This window comes from Pseudomonas sp. GW821-FHT09C08 (assembly GCF_059418125.1).
In genome coordinates this window covers 1,281,964-1,300,208 of record NZ_JBWKPG010000001.1, presented here as the reverse complement: position 1 = coordinate 1,300,208, position 18,245 = coordinate 1,281,964, and the positions used below count along the sequence as shown (strand labels likewise).

Sequence of the window (18,245 nt, the reverse complement as noted above, 5' to 3'; positions counted from 1 at the left end):
ACTCGCTCGCGGGGCGCGCTCAAAATGGTCTCTGCGTAAACCACCGGATTGGCTATAGGGCTTATGCCTTAAGGGTTCTAGGCTAGGTTGTGATTGCATTCGCTGCCTGAGAGCCACCCCATGGAACCTCGTCTGGATTACTACACCGCTTCGCCGCAAGCGCTCAAGGGCATGCTCGTGCTGGAGGCAGCGATCTTTGGCCTGTCCATCGAACAGTCGTTGCTGGAACTGATCAAGATTCGCGTCTCGCAGCTCAACCACTGCGGGTTTTGCACCGACATGCATTCGATGGCGGCGCGTCAGCGCGGTGAGACTGAGCGACGTCTGTTTGCCCTGTGCGTGTGGCGCGATTCGCCGTTTTTCACGGCGCGGGAGAAGGCCGCGTTGGCCTGGAGCGAGTCGGTGGCGTCGCTGCCGACCTCCAGCGTTTCAGATGAGCTGTTCGCGGCAGTGCGCGTGGAATTCAGCGAGCAGGAACTGGTGGACCTGACCATGGCGGTGTCCAGCATCAGTGGCTGGAACCGCCTGGCGGTGAGTTTTCGGCAGCAACCGCCGAATGCTTGATCAGGACAGGAAACCGCCGTCCACATTCAGCGACACGCCGGTGGTGTAGGTGGACGCATCGCTGGCCAGGTACAGCACCGCGCCGGCCATTTCGCTGGGGGCCGCCACGCGCTTGAGCGGGATCTGCGCCAGGGCCATTTTCAGGATCGAATCGTTTTTCACCAGCGCCGAGGCGAACTTGGTGTCGGTCAGGCCCGGCAGCAGGGCGTTGCACCGAATGCCGAACGCCGCGCACTCCTTGGCGAACACCTTGGTCATGTTGATCACGGCGGCCTTGGTCACCGAGTAGATGCCCTGGAACACGCCCGGCGAAATGCCGTTGATCGACGCCACGTTGATGATGCTGCCGCCACCGTTTTCGCGCATCAGCTTGCCGGCTTCCACCGACATGAAGAAGTAGCCGCGAATGTTCACGTCGACGGTCTTCTGGAACGCGCCGAGGTCGGTGTCCAGCACGTTGCAGAACTGTGGGTTGGTGGCGGCGTTGTTCACCAGGATATCCAGGCGCCCGAACTGCTCGCGAATGCCGGCGAAGACCTGGGTGATCTGCTCCATTTCACCGATGTGGCAGGCAATGGCCGTGGCCTTGCCGCCGTCGGCGATGATCGCGTCCGCCACGTGTTGGCAGCCCTCCAGCTTGCGGCTGGAGACGATCACGTGGGCGCCTTGCTGGGCCAGCAACTTGGCGATGGCCTCACCGATGCCACGGCTGGCGCCGGACACAAAAGCGATCTTGCCGTCGAGGTCGAACAGGTTGGTCTTGGACATGGGGATTCCTTGTTATGTGCAATCAGAGCGCGGATTTGCCGATGACATTCAGGCTCATCTGCTCCAGCAGCTTGTTCATGTGGATGAACTGCGCAAAGCGTTTGTCCTGGGTCTGGCCATGGAAGAAGCGGTAGTAGATCTGCTGCACGATGCCGGCCAGGCGGAACAGGCCGTAGGTGTAGTAGAAATCGAAATTGTCGATCTGGATCCCGGCGCGTTCAGCGTAGTAATCGACGAACTCGCGGCGGGTAAGCATGCCGGGGGCATTGCTCGGCTGGCGGCGCATCAGTTGCACGGGCGCCGGGTCGCCGGCCTCGATCCAGTAGGCGAGGGTGTTGCCCAGGTCCATCAGCGGGTCGCCGAGGGTGGTCAGTTCCCAGTCCAGCACGCCGATGATCTGCATCGGGTTATGAGGGTCGAGGATCACGTTATCGAAGCGGTAGTCGTTGTGCACGATGCTTGAGGTCGGGTGGTCGGCCGGCATCTTGTCGTTGAGCCAGGCGCGGACTTTCTCCCAGCTCGGCGCGTCGGGGGTCAGGGCTTTTTCGTAGCGGTCGCTCCAGCCACGGATCTGCCGCTCGACGTAGCCTTCGGGTTTGCCCAGGTCGGCCAGGCCACAGGCGTTGTAGTCGACCTGGTGGAGTTCGACGAACTTGTCGATAAAACTCTTGCACAGTGCCTCGGTCCTGGTCGCGTCCAGGCCCAGTTCGGCTGGCAGGTCGGAGCGCAGGATGATGCCGTTGACGCGCTCCATCACGTAGAACTCGGCGCCGATCACCGCCTCGTCGGTGCAATGCACGTACGCCTTGGGGCAATACGGGAAGCCATCTTTGAGCTGGTTGAGAATGCGGTATTCGCGGCCCATGTCATGGGCGGACTTGGCTTTGTGGCCAAACGGTGGACGGCGCAGCACGAATTCCTGGCCGGGGTATTCCAGCAGGTAGGTCAGGTTCGACGCACCACCCGGAAACTGGCTGATCGTGGGCGTGCCGCTCAGGCCCGGGATATGGGCCTTGAGGTAGGGATCGATCAGGCTGGCATCAAGTTCTTCGCCTGGGCGAATTTGGGTCGATTGGTCGTTCAGCGCCATGCTTATCCCTTCTGCTTATTCTAAAGGCCTCGGACTATTTCCTAATCTAATGCGCACCACCGCCCAGCGACAAGGTCGGGGCGGCTTAATAGGTTAGCGTGTTGGACGATAATCAGCGTGCCTGATCGGTCATTTTTCGGGCGCGGGCAGGGTCACCGGCGTGAGCACCGGGCGGCCGGCAAAGTATTCCACCAGGTTGTCGGCCACGCGCTGCACGGTGTCGTGGGCGGCTTCGGGCGACAGGCCGGCCACGTGCGAGGTGAGCACGGTATTGCTCAGGCGCTTGAGGGCGTCGGGCACCTTCGGCTCGTCGTCGAACACGTCCAGCGCGGCGCCGCCGATACGGCGTTGCTCAAGGGCCGCGACCAGGTCGGCGGTGACCACCACGCTGCCGCGGCCGATATTCACCAGGTAACCGTTGGGGCCCAGGGCGTCGAGGGCATTGCGGTCGATCAGGTGGCGAGTGCTGGCGCCGCCGGGCGTGGCCAGGATCAGGAAGTCCGAGTTGCGCGCCAGCTCCACTGCGGTGGCGCAGTAGGTGTAGTCCACATCATCGCGCGGCTGGCGGTTGTGGTAACTCACTTCCATGCCGAAACCCAGGGCTGCGCGCTTGGCGATTTCCAGGCCTACGGCGCCGAGCCCGAGAATCCCCAGTTGCTTGCCACCCAGGGACGGCCGCATCACCTTGGGCCACTCGCTGCGCCGCACCGCCGCGTCGTTCTGCGGGATGCCGCGTACCAGCGACAGCAGCAGCGCCATGGCATGGTCGGCCACCGACGGCGCGTTGACCCCGGCGCCGTTGGTTACCACGATGCCGCGGTTGCTCGCGGCCTGCAGGTCCACGTGTTCGTAGCCGGCGCCGATCACGCAGATGATCTCCAACAGTGGCAGGGCGGCGATTTCCTCGGCATACAACCCCAGTGGGCCGCGCGTCAGCACCGCCTTGATCTGTCCACCATGGGCCTTGATGGCCTGTGCGCGTTCGGCCGGTGTCGGCGCGAGGATCACATGAAAGTCATTGCTCTCGATGATTTGCAGGTATTCGTTGATGGTTTCAACCAGGACCAGAACAGTGGTGGTCATCGGAACGCTCTTCCTGAAGGGTTTGAAGGGATGAGTATGCGCGATTTGTAAGTAATATCGTTTCGCCGCGTCAGAAAAAATGCAGGGTCGAAGGCGAGCGCGTGCCGGTTCAGAAACTGACCTCGGCCGCTTTCACCCGCTGTACAAAGGCGCCCGCCAGCGTGGCGTTGTGGTGCTCGATAATCGCCTCGGCCTTCAGCGCCGGGGTGTCCATGCAAGTGTGCGCGTCTTCCGGCAGTACCACGCCAAAGCCCAGCTCCACGGCCACCCGGCACGTGGTGTCGATGCAGAATTGGGTTTTCATTCCGGCGATCACCAGTTGCTTGACCTGCGCGGCGTGCAGTTGCTGCGCCAGGTCGGTGCCGAGGAAGCAACTCGGGCGAGTCTTGTCGAAGAGCTGATCGCGGGCCGCATCGACGTCCAGCGCAGGCCACAGCTGCCAGAACGGGCTGCCTGCGGCGATTGGAGAACCCGCCGGACCGGTGTGGCGGGCCACGAAGATCGGCGCGTGGGCCGCGCGTGCGCGCTGGATCAGTTGATTGATGGTGCCCAGCACCCGCTCGCGTTCGAAGGGTTTCTCCGGGCCATCGTACAGGCCGGTTTGCATATCGATGATCAGCAGGGCGTCAGCCATGGTGTTGCTCCTTGTGATTGCCAGGTGGCGGAGCAATAAAAAGGCCCCGTCCATTGCTGGCGGGGCCTTGGGTTGAATCTGCGGATGTTTAGTTCAAGCACCCACAGCCACCGCGCGACCCGCCTTGAGCGGTCGTGGTGGTGGTACGGGTGAGGTACTGCGCGATCAGGTTCATGGCCCGATCATGCTGGGACAGGCGCGGGGCTGTCAACGGGCAACAAGGTGTTTCGTACGGCCTCAAGGAATTCGTCCGACAGCTGATTGCCGCGTGTCGCACGGGCGAGAGTGACGGCGCCGATCATCATCGCGTATTTAGCCAGCATCGCCTGGCGATCCTCATCCTGAAGCTGGGCAAAGATCTCCAGCGACTTTTCTACCCCGTCTATGAAAGTATGCTGCAGCGCTGTGTCGGCGGGCTCGTGGCACATATCCGGGGTGAACGCTGAAATCGGGCAGCCGTCACCCGGGTTGTCGCGGTGGGCTGCCGACAGATAGGGGGCCATTACTGCCTGGCGCGCCGCTTGCCGATCTTCGCTGGTGCGGATCTTTTCCTGCCAGCCCAGGTTCGCGTGCTCGAAGGCCTGCTGGCAGGCCTCCGTGGCCAAGGCTTCCTTGGACGCGAAGTGGCCGTAGAAACCGCCGTGGGTCAGGCCGGCCGCGGCCATCACATCCGACAGGGTGATGCCGTGCAACCCACGCTCACGAAACAGGTGCGTGGCGGCCTCGACGATGATTTCACGGTTGAGTTCGGCTTGTTTGCGGGAAACGCGAGGCATGGCGGGGCTCACAGGAAGAATGGCGGGTGCTGTATGAAAACTACAGCAACGGGCGCCATTCTAAAATAGATTTGTGCGGGAATGTATTAGTCCCCAGAGGCCGCACGTGTTGCGCCCCTGGCCGCATTCGGGGCGCAGCAGCGCCCAGGCGATCACTGCGGGGCGCTGCGTCGCGCCTTGTCCTGCTCGGCTTGTGCGATGGGCATGAAATTGTAGGTGGGGAAAAATTCCGTGGTGTACACCCCCCACGCGCTGTTTTCGATTGCCAGGTTGACCTCTGCCAGGCGCGAAGCCGGCAGGCGCAGCACGACGACCTGGCCGATGCCCATGGTGATGTTCCAACTCACCACCTCCACCCCGGCGGGTGGGAATACGGCGTGAAACGCTTGTTTGGCCAGTTGCGTCTTCAGCTCGCCCAGAGGGCGCGATTGATCGTGTTTAAGAAACACGGTCAACATGACCGCGTTATCGGCAGTGATGGCTGTATTTTTTTCTGGCGGCGCGGCAACGGTCGCTGCAGCGGGCAACAGCGCGGCGGCCATCAGTGCAGGTATTAACAGCAAACGAAGAGGGTTGCGTTTATTCATGGTCGGGCACCTTGTTCTTTGTTGTTTGGAAGAGTGCTAAACATCAATGTTTAATTAATTCGACATGGCTGTCTTGAGCGGGCCTTTATACGGAGCGTGTACTACGTAAATGCGTACGGGAGGTTGTGTGGGGATCATGTCGCGCGGAACTTCGCGAGAGTAAGTGAATTCGCTGTTATCAAGTTTCTCCAGGCGCCTGACGATGGTTCGGTTCGGGCCGAGGTCCGGGATCAGGATATGCGTCTTGCGGTCGCCCGTGACCATGAAGTATCCGCCGCCGCCATCGGCATGCTTTGAGCGGCCGGTGTCGGTGTAGAAGAACTCATAGCGATTGCGCAGTGGGTCCCACATGGATAGGCCAACGACGCCGGGGTAGTTGGCCTTGACGTCCTTGTCCGGCTCGCCTTCGATATAGACTTTGGTGGTTAGCCATTGCGGCGAAGACGCCAGCGCGTGAATGTCCGCTTCAGGTAACACATGTTCTGTGGCACTGGCGTGCGGGATGAGAAAATAGCTGAGTAACAGGCTGGTGAATACAGCATTAAGTCTTCGCATGGTCGAACTCCTGTTGTTTTAAATGAGTGGTGTTGTTGTTTTTCTTCGGGTCGGCTGCGGGCGATATTAGTTTCAAGTTTGGCGGTGACTCAATGGCTGTGTAGGCTTATGTAACAATTGTCGCGGTGGTGTGCTTATTATTTTATTTAGATAGTCGTTAGTGTCTGATTGAGTTGTAGGTAGGTTCTCTAAATACATCGAGTCCAGTTAATACGCCAAGACTTGGCTGCATTCACGAATAGCACGCTGCAATCGCTCGAAACGGTTTCAGCATTCCCGGCAACCATCGCACAGGGCGGCCCTGGAGCGGCTGCACCGGCAAACCGTTCCTCAGCTAAGTCTTTGCTTATTCAAGAGAATCCCGGACAATCACGCCCCTTCTATGGTCGGGGCGCTGCCTGTCAGGTTTTTCTGACTCGTCCCGGCTATGTAAATGCGGAGATCCGACCGGATGAATGATCAGGCCAATAGCGTCGACGAACGCTATGCAACGACACCTGCAACCCTCACAAGCTGGAGCCGCCAGGACACCACCTGGATGCTTGGCCTGTTCGGCACCGCCATTGGCGCCGGTACCTTGTTCCTGCCGATCAATGCCGGCCTGGGCGGCTTCTGGCCCCTGGTGATCCTGGCGGTGCTGGCCTTCCCGATGACGTTCTTTGCCCACCGTGGCCTGACCCGTTTCGTACTGTCCGGCCGCGAAGGCTCTGACATCACCGACGTGGTCGAGGAGCACTTCGGCATCCGCGCCGGTGCGCTGATCACCTTGCTGTACTTCTTCGCAATCTTCCCGATCCTGCTGATCTACAGCGTGGCGCTGACCAACACCGTCGGCAGCTTCATGGAGCATCAACTGCATATCATGCCGCCGCCACGCGCGATCCTGTCCTTGGTGTTGATCCTCGGCCTGCTGGCTGTGGTGCGGTGCGGCGAGCAGGTAATCGTCAAGGCCATGAGCCTGATGGTGTACCCGTTTATCGTCGCCTTGCTGTTCCTGGCGGTGTACCTGATCCCTCATTGGACGGGCGGCATCCTCAGCACCGCCAGTGTGGTGCCGGCGCCGTCCGCGCTGCTCAATACGCTGTGGCTGGCGATCCCGGTGATGGTGTTTTCGTTCAACCACTCGCCGATCATCTCGGCCTTCGCGGTGGACCAGAAGCGCCAGTACGGTGCCCACGCCGATGAGCGCAGCTCGCAGATCCTCTCGCGCGCGCACCTGTTGATGGTGGTGATGGTGCTGTTCTTCGTGTTCAGCTGCGTGTTGACCCTGTCGCCGGCGCAACTGGCCGAAGCGAAAGCGCAGAACCTGTCGATCCTGTCGTACCTGGCCAACCACTTCAACAACCCGACCATCGAGTTCGCCGCGCCGTTGATCGCGTTCGTGGCGATTGCCAAGTCGTTCCTCGGTCACTACATCGGTGCCAGCGAAGGCCTCAAGGGCCTGGTGCTCAAGAGCGGCCGGCGCCCGGCTGCGAAGACCCTGGACCGCATCACCGCCGCGTTCATGCTGGTGGTGTGCTGGATCGTCGCCACGCTCAACCCGAGCATCCTCGGCATGATCGAGACCCTGGGCGGCCCGATCATCGCGTCGATCCTGTTCCTGATGCCGATGTACGCGATCCGCAAGGTACCGGCGATGGCCAAGTACCGTGGGCAGGCGTCCAACGTGTTTGTCACGGCGGTCGGCCTGGTGGCGATTACCGCGTTGATTTACTCGCTGCTGTCCTGACCGCGGGACTCACGCCAAAAAGCCGATTCGCGCAGACCGCGAATCGGCTTTTTTTTGCGCTCGAAAAACCTCAATGCAGGCTAAGCTGACGCACCTCATTTGCCAGGATGGTCGGGCCGCTTGAACATTGAACCTGCTACCCCCGTGGCTGCGCCGCCCACCCGTACCCAGGACCTGCTCGCCGGCTTATCGATTGCTGGCCTGCTGCTGCCGGAAGCCGTGGCCTATTCGAGTATCGCTGCGCTGCCGCCCCAGGCCGGGGTGATTGCCTTGTTCGCCGGCCTGGTGTGCTACGGCCTGTTCGGCACCAGCCGTTTTGCGATTGTCTCGGCCACCTCGTCTTCGGCGGCGGTGTTGGCGGCCGCAACGTCCAGCCTGGCCGCAGATGACCCGGCCCTGCGGCTGTCCCTGGCGTTCGGGCTGGTGCTGGTCACCGGGGTGTTTTTCCTGCTGGCCGGGCTGTTCAAACTCGGCGGCGTCACCTCGTTTATCGCCAAGCCGGTGTTACGTGGCTTTGCCTTCGGCCTGGCGCTGACCATCATCCTCAAGCAGTTGGCGAGTGTGGTAGGCGTGCACTTGACCGATAACAACCTGGTCCGCTTCCTGCCGCAATTGCTCGAGCAACTGCCACAGTGGAACTGGCCGGCGGCCATGGTGGCCGGGGTGGCGTTGCTGCTGCTCTGGGGGTGTGCACGCATGCCGCGCGTGCCCGGCGGGCTGGTGGTCGTGGTGCTTGGCATCGCGGCCGGGCAATACCTGAACCTGCAGGCCCACGGCGTGGCCCTGATCGGCATGATCGACCTGCGCCTGGAGCTGGGGCATTTGCCGGTGTTGCCGTTCGCCGACTGGCTGCGCCTGGGGGAATTGGCGTTTGCGCTGGTGATGATCCTGTACGCCGAGTCCTACGGTTCCATCAGCTCATTCGCCCTCAAGCATGGCGACCGGGTGTCATCCAACCGTGATCTGCTCGCGCTCGGTGCGGCCAACCTGGTCTCCGGGCTGTTCCACGGCATGCCGGCGGGTGCCGGTTACTCGGCGACTTCGGCCAACGAGGCGGCCGGTGCCTACTCGCGCTTGGCGGGAATCTTCGCCGCGCTGGTGATCCTGGTGATTGTGCTGACGGTGTTGCCGTATGTCGCGCTCACCCCGGAGCCGGTGCTGGCGGCCGTCGTCATCTATGCCTTGGGTCGAGGCTTGAGCCTGCAACCCCTGGGGCGTTATTTCATCTGGCGGCGCGATCGGTTGCTGGTGGTCTGCGCGGTAGCGGCCGTGCTGGTGCTCGGCGTGCTGGATGGCTTGCTGGTGTCGGTTGCAATCAGCGTGATGCTGATGTTGCGCCAGATGTCCTCAGCCGACCTTCAGGTGCTCGGGCGCCTGGGCAACAGCCACGACTTTGTCGATCGCCTGCACCATCCCGATGCCGTGGCAGTGCCCGGGGTATTGATCGTGCGGCCCAGTGAGGCGCTGTTTTTCGCGAATGCCGAGCGCATCCTGGGCGCGGCGTTGCGCTTGATGCGTCAGTCTCCAGTCGACGCAGTGGTGCTGAGCCTGGAAGAGTCGCCCGACCTTGACGGCACCAGTATCGAAGCACTGGCAGGTTTTTTTGCCCAGGTGCGCGGGGAGGGCAAGCGCCTGGTGCTGGCCCGTGTGCGGCATGACGCCCGCGAGGTGCTGCAGGGACTGCCCGAGGCGTTGGCGCCGCAGGTGCTGCTCAGCGGCCTGAGCGTCGACGGCGCGGTGCAACTGGCGCTGGAGGCCAGCACAAGCTAGAAGCTGCAAGCTACAAGCTGCAAGCTACAAGCTACAAGCTACAAGCTACAAGCTACAAGCGACAAGCTCTAAGCTCTAAGCTCTAAGCTTGAGGCTTGAGGCTTGAGGCTTGAGGCTTGAGGCTTGAGGCTTGAGGCTTGCAGCTTGTAGTTTGCAGCTTGCAAAAAAAACGCCGCGTACCTTGCGGTACGCGGCGTCTTTTTACGTCAACACACCCTTAGGCTTGAATCACCGGGATGTTGGCGCTGGCTGCGATCTTGCGGAACTCAGCGATCTGGTCGAAGTTCAGGTAGCGGTAAACGTCACTGGCCATGGTGTCCAGTTTCGCTGCGTAGCCCATGTACTCTTCAACCGTCGGCAGGCGACCCAGCGTGGAGGCAACTGCCGCCAGCTCGGCGGACGCCAGGTAGACGTTCGCGCCGTCACCCAGACGGTTCGGGAAGTTACGGGTCGACGTCGACACCACGGTCGAGTTCGGTTCTACACGTGCCTGGTTACCCATGCACAGCGAGCAGCCCGGCATTTCCATGCGCGCGCCAGCCTTGCCGTAGATGCCGTAGTAGCCTTCTTCGGTCAGTTGGTGAGCGTCCATCTTGGTCGGCGGCGACAGCCACAGACGGGTTGGCAGCTGACCCTTGACCTGTTCCAGCAACTTGCCGGCAGCGCGGAAGTGACCGATGTTGGTCATGCACGAACCGATGAACACTTCGTCGATCTTCTCGCCGGCAACGCTCGACAGCAGACGGGCATCGTCCGGGTCGTTCGGTGCGCAGAGGATCGGCTCGTTGATTTCGGCCAGGTCGATCTCGATGATTTCGGCGTATTCGGCGTCGGCATCGGCTTCCATCAGCTCCGGGTTGGCAACCCAGGCTTCCATCGCTTGAGCACGACGTTCCAGGGTGCGTGCATCGCCGTAGCCTTCGCCGATCATCCAGCGCAGCAGGGTGATGTTGGAGTTCAGGTACTCGGTGACGGAGTCCTTGGACAGCTTGATGGTGCAACCGGCAGCCGAACGTTCAGCCGAGGCGTCGGACAGCTCGAAAGCCTGCTCCAGCGTCAGGTCGTTCAGGCCTTCGATTTCCAGGATGCGGCCGGAGAAGGCGTTTTTCTTGCCTTTCTTCTCTACGGTCAGCAGGCCAGCCTGGATCGCGTAGTAAGGAATGGCGTGCACCAGGTCGCGCAGGGTGATGCCAGGTTGCATTTTGCCTTTGAAGCGCACCAGGATCGATTCCGGCATGTCCAGTGGCATTACGCCAGTGGCTGCGGCGAACGCGACCAGGCCAGAACCGGCCGGGAACGAGATGCCCATCGGGAAACGGGTGTGGGAGTCACCACCGGTACCGACGGTGTCCGGCAGCAGCATGCGGTTCAGCCAGCTGTGGATGATGCCGTCGCCTGGACGCAGCGATACACCGCCACGGGTCATGATGAAGTCAGGCAGGGTGTGGTGGGTGGTCACGTCGATCGGCTTGGGGTAAGCCGCGGTGTGGCAGAAGGACTGCATTACCAGATCGGTCGAGAAGCCCAGGCACGCCAGGTCTTTCAGTTCGTCACGGGTCATTGGACCGGTGGTGTCCTGGGAGCCCACGGTGGTCATCTTCGGTTCGCAGTAGGTGCCAGGACGAACGCCTTTGCCTTCTGCCAGGCCGCAGGCACGGCCGACCATTTTCTGCGCCAGGGTGAAGCCCTTGGTGCTTTCAGCCGGTGCTTCCGGCAGCTTGAACAGGGTCGAAGGCGGCAGGCCCAGCTCGGCGCGAGCCTTCTCGGTCAGGCCACGGCCGATGATCAGCGGGATACGACCGCCGGCACGGACTTCGTCCAACAGTACTGGCGTCTTCATTTCGAAGGTGGTCAGTACTTCGTCGCTGTTGTGCTTGGTGACTTTGCCAGCATGTGGGTACAGGTCGATCACGTCGCCCATGTTCATGTTGGTGACGTCGAATTCGATCGGCAGTGCGCCGGCATCTTCCATGGTGTTGTAGAAGATTGGAGCGATCTTGCTGCCGAAGCAGAAGCCGCCAGCGCGCTTGTTCGGCACGTAGGGGACGTCGTCGCCGAAGAACCACAGTACCGAGTTGGTCGCCGATTTACGCGACGAACCGGTACCGACCACGTCACCGACGTAGGCGATCGGGAAGCCTTGGCCGCGCATCTCTTCGATCTGCTTCATCGGGCCGGTCTTGCCTTGCTCGTCCGGCACGATGCCTTCGCGAGCCATTTTCAGCATGGCCAGGGCGTGCAGCGGGATGTCAGGGCGCGACCAGGCGTCCGGGGCAGGGGACAGGTCGTCGGTGTTGGTTTCGCCGGTGACCTTGAACACGCGCAGGCTGATCTTGTCGGCCAGGGTCGGACGGTTCTTGAACCACTCGCCGTCGGCCCAGGACTGGATTACGGCCTTGGCGTGTTCGTTGCCGTTACGGGCTTTTTCAGCGACGTCGTGGAACGCATCGAACATCAACAGGGTGTGCTTGAGTTGGGCAGCGGCGACAGGTGCCAGGGTGGCGTCGTCCAGCAGCTCGACCAACGTCACGATGTTGTAGCCGCCTTGCATGGTGCCAAGGAGTTCAACAGCGCGTTGCTTGCTGATCAGGGGGGAAGTGGCTTCGCCCTTGGCCAGGGCAGACAGGAAACCGGCCTTGACGTAGGCAGCTTCGTCAACACCTGGTGGAATACGGTTGGTGATCAGGTCAACGAGGAATTCTTCTTCGCCAGCCGGAGGATTTTTCAGCAGCTCGACCAGGCCTGCGGTTTGTTCGGCGTTAAGCGGCTGGGGAACGATACCCAGGGCGGCACGCTCTTCGATATGTTTGCGGTAGGCTTCAAGCACAGTTATTACCCTCATCAGTGGTCCCACGGGACGCTCATCCAGAAATGATCGGCACGCATGCGCTCGGGGGCTTTTTGGGCCGCAAAGCCAGCGCTGCCGGCATTCCTCACAGAAGCTGCTTTCAAAGTTTTACGCCTGCAGAACGGAGCTGATGAGGGTTGGCGGGGGTCCTGACCTACCGGGTCGAACCCACGCCAACACCGTTCTGAAGGAACGACTGTGCTCGTGACGCTTTGAAAACAGCTTCCAGCGGATTATTGGCGCCTTACAAGGCCGGATGATTCTACGGCAAAAAATTTCTAAAGGTAAGTTGCCTCGCCAAGTTTGCAGGGTGATGAAGGTTAGACAAAGGGCTAACATGGCGCACTGTTTCGCTGATTTGCGTGTCGTTGCCCATGTCCAACCAAACCATCAAGACCCCCTGCGTCGGCCTGTGCTCCACGGTTTACGGCGATCTCGTGTGCCGTGGCTGCAAGCGTTTCCACCACGAAGTGATCCAGTGGAATGGCTATAACGAAGAAGAAAAACGGGCAGTGTGGCTGCGCCTGGAGCAGTTGTTGGTGCAGGTGATGGCCGGCAAACTGGAGATTTTCGACCCCAAGACCCTGCGCGGCCAGCTGGAGCAGCGCAAGATTCGCTTCGTGCCGCACCAGTCCGAGTACTGCTGGGCCTATCAGTTGATTGCCCGGGGCGCGCGGGTGATTTCCAACCTGGAAGCCTATGGCATGGTGCTGTTGCCGGAATTTCGTGACTGGAACCTGCCGGACTTGCGCGACGCCATCGACCGCGAGTTCTTTATCTTGTCCGAGGCCCACTACCAGCGCTATATCGCCCCGGGGTTCCTCAAGGACGCGTTTGGGCACTGATCAAGCTCCCACCTTTGAAGCCAGCCAGCACCGGCCTGCGTGTCAGACCCGGGTGGCCAGTTCCTCCAAGTGATCCATCAGCTCCTGCGGCTTGAGCACCAGCACGTCGCTTTCCACCTCATCCAGCACCACCTCCGCCGTATTGCCGATCAGTGCCCCGGAAATCCCGGTGCGCGCCACGGTGCCGATGATAGTCACCGCCGCCTGCCATTTATGCGCCGCGAACGGGATCAGCACATCCGCCGGGCCTTCCTCGATATGCAGGTGCGCATCGTCCACATCGAACTCAGCCTGGAAGGCCTTGCATTGCTCGCGATAGCGCGCCTCGATGGTCTCCTTGAGCTGGAAGGTTGGATCCGCCGCCGACAGCATGGGCGACGGATGGGCGCTGATCACATGCAGCTGCGCCTTGGCCAGGCTGGCGATATCAAAGCCATGATCGATGATCGAATTGTGCAGCGAACGGTGCTCGCCATCGGTGTTGCCCACATCGATCGCGGCCAGGATCACCCCGCCAGCCCACGGCGTAGCGGTCTTGACCAGCAGCACGGCCGTTGGGCAGTAGCGCAGCAACTTCCAGTCCGCCGGGGTCAACAGGGCCTTTTTCAACGGGCTGTCGGGGAAATGCTGCTTGATCACCAGGCCACAGCCTTCAGCCTGCTGCACGTCGATGATGGTTTCGTGCAGGCTCTCATTCCAGGCCTGCTCGGTGGTGACGCTGTAGCCATCCTCTTGCAGGGAGGATTTAAGCAGGCTCAACAGCGCCGAGTGCTCGTGCTTGCGGTCGCACACCAGCAGGTGCAGGTGCGCGCCGGTGACCCCGGCGATCAACTTCGCGCGCTTGAGGGCCAGGCTTTCCGAATGGTCGGGCTCGATGACCACCAGGATGCTGCGAATGGCTTGCATGATCGGGATCTCCAAAAAGGGGCGGGCTGGAACAACTATAGTTGCTGCTCGCCGGACGTCATGTTGATGCACATCAAGGCCGGTGGCTGGTGGTCTGCGGCGCGGTCGGTATAATCGGCGCCCTTTTGTGATCCTTTACCCGTGAGCCCGATGAACCTGCCCGAAATCCACGAATTCCTCGGCTGCCGCACCCCCGACGCCTGGGTCCAGGCCGCGCTGGCCGATCAGGACACCCTGCTGATCGACCACAAGAACTGCGAATTCAAGGCCGCCAGCACCGCCCTCAGCCTGATTGCCAAGTACCACGGCCATGTTGACCTGATCAACATGATGTCGCGCCTGGCCCGCGAAGAGCTGGTGCACCACGAACAAGTCATGCGCCTGATGAAAAAGCGCAAGGTTGAACTGCGCCAGTTGCACGCCGGGCGTTATGCCTCCGGTTTGCGCAAGGTGGTGCGCAGCCACGAACCGGTCAAGTTGGTGGATACGCTGGTGGTCGGCGCCTTTATCGAAGCGCGCAGTTGCGAGCGTTTCGAAGCCCTGGTGCCGCATTTGGACGAAGAACTCGGCAAGTTCTACTTCGGCCTGCTGAAAAGCGAGGCGCGGCACTTCCAGGGTTACCTCAAGCTGGCCTACCAGTACGGCGACGCCAAGGACATCGCCCACGTGATCGAGAGGGTGCGGGCGGCCGAGCAGGAACTGATCGAGTCACCCGACATCGAGTTCCGCTTTCACAGTGGCGTACCAGCCTGAGGCCACGGCCACGCCGATCAACGCGGTGATCGCGGTCAGCAGCAGGATCACCGTTTGCGTGCCCAACGGGCTGGCCAGCAGCGCAACCGCCAGGCCGGCCAACGGTTGTGGCAGGTTGTTGAGCAGGGTGATCACACCGACGGTCTTGCCGAAATCCTGCACCGGGATGACTTTTTGCCGGACGCTGCGCATGTACACGCTGTACATCTTGTCGAAGCCGATCACCAGCAAAAAGCCCAGGGTGTAAGCCCATAGCGTCGGGCTGAGGGCGGTGACCAATGCGCCGACGGCGATCAACACATACGACAGGCCACCCAGCACTTTCAGCGGCAGTGCGCTGCGCGCCAGGTAAAACAGAATCGCGATGGTCACCAGGGCGCCGGCGGCTTGCAGCAGGGCGTAGGCATCCTTGTCTGCCGCGTAGAGACCGATGACCATGGCGGCGGACGTGGCCAGCGTGACCCCGATGATCAAGTTGACCCCGACCGTCAGCGCAATCAAGCGCTTGAGTCCCGCCAGCTGCTGGATATGCCCGAAGGCAATACGCAGCGGTTGCACCCAGATATCCCGGTGCTGCGCATGGTGTGCAAGCGTCACGGTATTGCTGCGCTGCCAGGCCCACATGGCGAGGTCCGCCAGCACAAACAGGCCGGCGATGCCCAGTACCACCCAATGCCAGGCCCACACTTGCAGCATCAGTGCGGCAATCAGCGGCCCCAGCACCAAGCCGCTCTGGTCGGCGATCTGCGAGTAGGAGAGGGTCTTGGCATAACTGTATTGCTGGAAAACATGCGGCATCAGCACTTCGCGGGCCATGATGCCCTGGGTGGTCAGCACCCCGCACAGCGCGGAAAGCCCCACGATCCAATAAATGCCGTCGAACACCGCGTACAGTGCCACCGCCACCCCACACGCCAGCGCCCGGTAGACCTGGCTGATATGCAGGATGCGCACCGGGGAAAACTTGTCACACAATGCGCCGCACACCGGGAAGGCGAGAAAGCGTGGCAGTGACTCGACGAAAAACGCCAGCCCGGCCCACGACACACTCTGGGTGGTCTGAAACACGATCAACGGCACGATAAACAGCAGGATCTGGTCTGCCAGCCGTGACAGGAACAGTGAAACGAAGAACGCCAGGTAATCCTTGCGCATACAACTCCCTGTGGATGGCGTTAAAGAGTGCGGGCTATTTGTTAAAAACTCTTAAAAGCATGAAGCTTCGTCGGCCGCCGTTGACCAGTGGGGTCAGAGGCCCAGCTTGCCACCTATAATGCCCACTCTTCAATCCGCCTTTGCACACTGAGAACTTATGGAAAACCTGGGTCTGGGCAAGGTCCTGCTCGTTGAGGACGACGAGAAGCTGGCAGGGCTGATCGCGCACTTTCTGTCGCAGCATGGCTTCGAGGTGCGCGTGGTGCACCGGGGCGATGAAGCCCTGGCGGCGTTTCTCGAGTTCAAGCCGAAAATCGTCGTGCTCGACCTGATGCTGCCGGGGCAGAGCGGCCTGCATGTGTGCCGCGAGATTCGCAATGTGTCTGACACGCCGATTGTGATCCTCACCGCCAAGGAAGATGACCTGGACCACATCCTCGGCCTGGAGTCCGGGGCCGACGACTATGTGATCAAGCCGATCAAGCCCCCGGTGCTGCTCGCACGCCTGCGCGCGTTGCAGCGTCGGCAGGCGCCGGAGCCGACGGTGCGCGGCTCCATCGCCTTTGGGCGGCTGGCGATCGACCGCAGTTGCCGGGTGGTCAGCCTTGGGGAGGAGCAGGTCGACCTCACCACCATGGAGTTCGAACTGCTGTGGTTGCTGGCCAGCAGCGCCGGCAAGATCCTCTCGCGCGACGACATCCTCAACCGCATGCGCGGCATCGCCTTCGATGGCCTTAACCGCAGCGTCGACGTGTACATCAGCAAGTTGCGCAGCAAGCTCAATGACAATCCCCGCGAGCCGGTGTGCATCAAGACCATCTGGGGCAAGGGCTATCTGTTCAATCCGTTTGCGTGGGAGGTCTAGATGCTGCGGCTGTTTCTGCGCCTGTATGTGATTCTGGCGATCGGCCTGGCGGCGGCGATCTGGCTGGTCAACTACACCTTCGACGAGCTGCTGCCCGAGGCCAATGAAACCTATAACCGCGAAGCCCTGCGCGGTCCGGCCTATGGGCTGGTAGAGCAATTACGGCCACTGCGCGGGGACGAGCGCCAGGCCCGGCTGGACGAGCTGCAAGTGCATTACGGCCTGCGCCTCAAGCTGGTGCCCAAAGACACCCAGGCGCTGAGCGCGCGTGAACAACAACTGCTGGCCGAAGGGTTGCTGGTGGTGCGTGGCGACTTCCGGGAATTCCTCACCAGCATCGACGGTGGCCCGCAGTTGCTGGAAATCAAGCTGCCGGAAGAACCCAAATGGCTGTACCTGTGGGCCTATGGGTTTCTCGGGTTGTGCCTGGCCATCGTCCTGTACTTCTGGGTGCGCCCGCACTGGCGGGACCTGGAGCATATCCGCCTGGCCGCGCAACGCTTTGGCGACAACGACCTCGGCTCGCGCATCCTGCTGCCGCGACGCTCCACCGTGCGTGAGCTGGCCGGGCACTTCAACCAGATGGCCGAACGCATCGAAAGCCTGATCGCCAATCAGCGTGAACTCACCAACGCGGTGTCCCACGAGCTGCGCACGCCGATTGCGCGGTTGTCGTTCGAGCTCGACCAGCTCAAGCAACAAGCCGACCCACGCGAGAGCCGCGCGTTGATCGCCGACATGTACGCCGACCTCGGCGAGCTGGAAGAAATGGTCTCCGAACTGCTCACCTATGCCAGCCTGGAGCGCGGCGCCACCCAGGTGACCCGCGAGCGCATCGAGGCCCACAGCTGGCTCGACAGCGTGATCGGCAGCGTGGCGCTGGAGGCTGAGGCGGCTGGCATCCAGCTGTCGCTGCGCACCTGCGAGGTGGACTTTATCCAGATCGAACCGCGCTTCATGGCACGTGCGGTGATCAACCTGCTGCGCAATGCCATCCGCTACGCCGAGCGCCGGGTCGAAGTGTCGCTGGTCAAGTTCGGCAGCGGCTATGAAGTGCGCGTGTGCGACGACGGCCCCGGTGTGCCCGAGGACGGTCGCGCGAAGATCTTCCAGCCGTTCATGCGCCTGGACGCCAGCCGCGACCGCCGCACCGGGGGCTTCGGCCTCGGCCTGGCGCTGGTGCAGCGGGTTTCGCAGTGGCATGGCGGGCAGGTGCAAGTACTGGATTCGGAGTGGGGCGGGGCGTCGTTCCGGATGACCTGGGCGTATGCCGAGTAACAAGCGTCCATCGTGCAGAACTCACCGGTGGGAGGGGGC

General features: G+C 61.7%; 17 protein-coding genes. 7 read left to right on the top strand and 10 right to left on the bottom strand.

Going from position 1 to position 18,245, the window contains the following annotated elements:
- Positions 1 to 120 precede the first annotated feature (120 nt).
- Entirely contained in the window at positions 121 to 564 is a 444-nt protein-coding gene (locus tag AC07OJ_RS05515; protein WP_213552988.1) for a carboxymuconolactone decarboxylase family protein, read from the top strand.
- On the opposite strand, the gene AC07OJ_RS05510 is transcribed toward AC07OJ_RS05515, so the two are convergent.
- The 7 genes from AC07OJ_RS05510 to AC07OJ_RS05480 all read right to left on the bottom strand — a co-directional run bounded on the left by AC07OJ_RS05510 (position 565) and on the right by AC07OJ_RS05480 (position 6,057).
- A complete protein-coding gene (locus AC07OJ_RS05510) occupies positions 565 to 1,332 on the bottom strand; it encodes an SDR family oxidoreductase (RefSeq protein ID WP_065907923.1) in 768 nt (255 codons plus the stop codon).
- 22 nt (positions 1,333 to 1,354) lie between these two features.
- The gene (locus AC07OJ_RS05505; RefSeq protein WP_106803634.1) at positions 1,355 to 2,422 is read right to left on the bottom strand and encodes a phosphotransferase family protein; all 1,068 of its coding nucleotides are present in this window, start codon (positions 2,420 to 2,422) and stop codon (positions 1,355 to 1,357) included.
- A gap of 129 nt (positions 2,423 to 2,551) precedes the next feature.
- A complete protein-coding gene (locus tag AC07OJ_RS05500) occupies positions 2,552 to 3,505 on the bottom strand; it encodes a 2-hydroxyacid dehydrogenase (RefSeq protein WP_213552990.1) in 954 nt (317 codons plus the stop codon).
- 109 nt (positions 3,506 to 3,614) lie between these two features.
- Positions 3,615 to 4,139, bottom strand: coding sequence for a cysteine hydrolase family protein (locus AC07OJ_RS05495; RefSeq protein WP_495006359.1), 525 nt, complete (start codon positions 4,137 to 4,139; stop codon positions 3,615 to 3,617).
- A gap of 182 nt (positions 4,140 to 4,321) precedes the next feature.
- Entirely contained in the window at positions 4,322 to 4,915 is a 594-nt protein-coding gene (locus AC07OJ_RS05490) for a TetR/AcrR family transcriptional regulator (protein ID WP_495094154.1), read from the bottom strand.
- A gap of 152 nt (positions 4,916 to 5,067) precedes the next feature.
- Entirely contained in the window at positions 5,068 to 5,502 is a 435-nt protein-coding gene (locus AC07OJ_RS05485; RefSeq protein WP_495094153.1) for a hypothetical protein, read from the bottom strand.
- A 54-nt stretch (positions 5,503 to 5,556) separates the two neighbouring features.
- A complete protein-coding gene (locus AC07OJ_RS05480; protein ID WP_495094152.1) occupies positions 5,557 to 6,057 on the bottom strand; it encodes a DUF4822 domain-containing protein in 501 nt (166 codons plus the stop codon).
- Positions 6,058 to 6,508: 451 nt separating this feature from the next.
- Between AC07OJ_RS05480 and AC07OJ_RS05475 the strand changes: the two genes are divergently transcribed.
- Positions 6,509 to 7,786 (top strand): serine/threonine transporter, encoded by a 1,278-nt coding sequence (locus AC07OJ_RS05475; protein WP_065907935.1) that lies wholly within the window; start codon positions 6,509 to 6,511, stop codon positions 7,784 to 7,786.
- A 120-nt stretch (positions 7,787 to 7,906) separates the two neighbouring features.
- Positions 7,907 to 9,556 (top strand): SulP family inorganic anion transporter, encoded by a 1,650-nt coding sequence (locus AC07OJ_RS05470; RefSeq protein WP_495094151.1) that lies wholly within the window; start codon positions 7,907 to 7,909, stop codon positions 9,554 to 9,556.
- A 217-nt stretch (positions 9,557 to 9,773) separates the two neighbouring features.
- Here AC07OJ_RS05470 and acnB read toward each other — a convergent pair whose 3' ends face one another.
- Positions 9,774 to 12,383 carry a bifunctional aconitate hydratase 2/2-methylisocitrate dehydratase gene (acnB, locus tag AC07OJ_RS05465; protein ID WP_065907939.1) on the bottom strand — a complete coding sequence of 870 codons (2,610 nt, stop codon included), beginning with the start codon at positions 12,381 to 12,383 and terminating at the stop codon, positions 9,774 to 9,776.
- 395 nt (positions 12,384 to 12,778) lie between these two features.
- Here acnB and AC07OJ_RS05460 point away from each other — a divergent pair, with 395 nt between their 5' ends.
- Positions 12,779 to 13,249, top strand: coding sequence for a DUF1289 domain-containing protein (locus tag AC07OJ_RS05460; RefSeq protein WP_065907941.1), 471 nt, complete (start codon positions 12,779 to 12,781; stop codon positions 13,247 to 13,249).
- Positions 13,250 to 13,291: 42 nt separating this feature from the next.
- On the opposite strand, the gene AC07OJ_RS05455 is transcribed toward AC07OJ_RS05460, so the two are convergent.
- A complete protein-coding gene (locus AC07OJ_RS05455) occupies positions 13,292 to 14,155 on the bottom strand; it encodes a universal stress protein (RefSeq protein ID WP_495094150.1) in 864 nt (287 codons plus the stop codon).
- A gap of 150 nt (positions 14,156 to 14,305) precedes the next feature.
- Between AC07OJ_RS05455 and AC07OJ_RS05450 the strand changes: the two genes are divergently transcribed.
- Entirely contained in the window at positions 14,306 to 14,908 is a 603-nt protein-coding gene (locus tag AC07OJ_RS05450; protein WP_065907945.1) for a MiaE family protein, read from the top strand.
- Here the strand turns inward: AC07OJ_RS05450 and AC07OJ_RS05445 are convergent.
- Positions 14,864 to 16,063 (bottom strand): MFS transporter, encoded by a 1,200-nt coding sequence (locus tag AC07OJ_RS05445; RefSeq protein ID WP_495094149.1) that lies wholly within the window; start codon positions 16,061 to 16,063, stop codon positions 14,864 to 14,866. The genes AC07OJ_RS05450 and AC07OJ_RS05445 overlap by 45 nt on opposite strands.
- A gap of 157 nt (positions 16,064 to 16,220) precedes the next feature.
- On the opposite strand from AC07OJ_RS05445, the gene AC07OJ_RS05440 reads away from it, so the two are divergent.
- Positions 16,221 to 16,928, top strand: a complete 708-nt coding sequence (locus AC07OJ_RS05440) for a response regulator (RefSeq protein ID WP_065907949.1) — start codon at positions 16,221 to 16,223, stop codon at positions 16,926 to 16,928.
- A complete protein-coding gene (locus tag AC07OJ_RS05435) occupies positions 16,929 to 18,206 on the top strand; it encodes an ATP-binding protein (RefSeq protein ID WP_120448804.1) in 1,278 nt (425 codons plus the stop codon).
- Positions 18,207 to 18,245 lie beyond the last annotated feature (39 nt).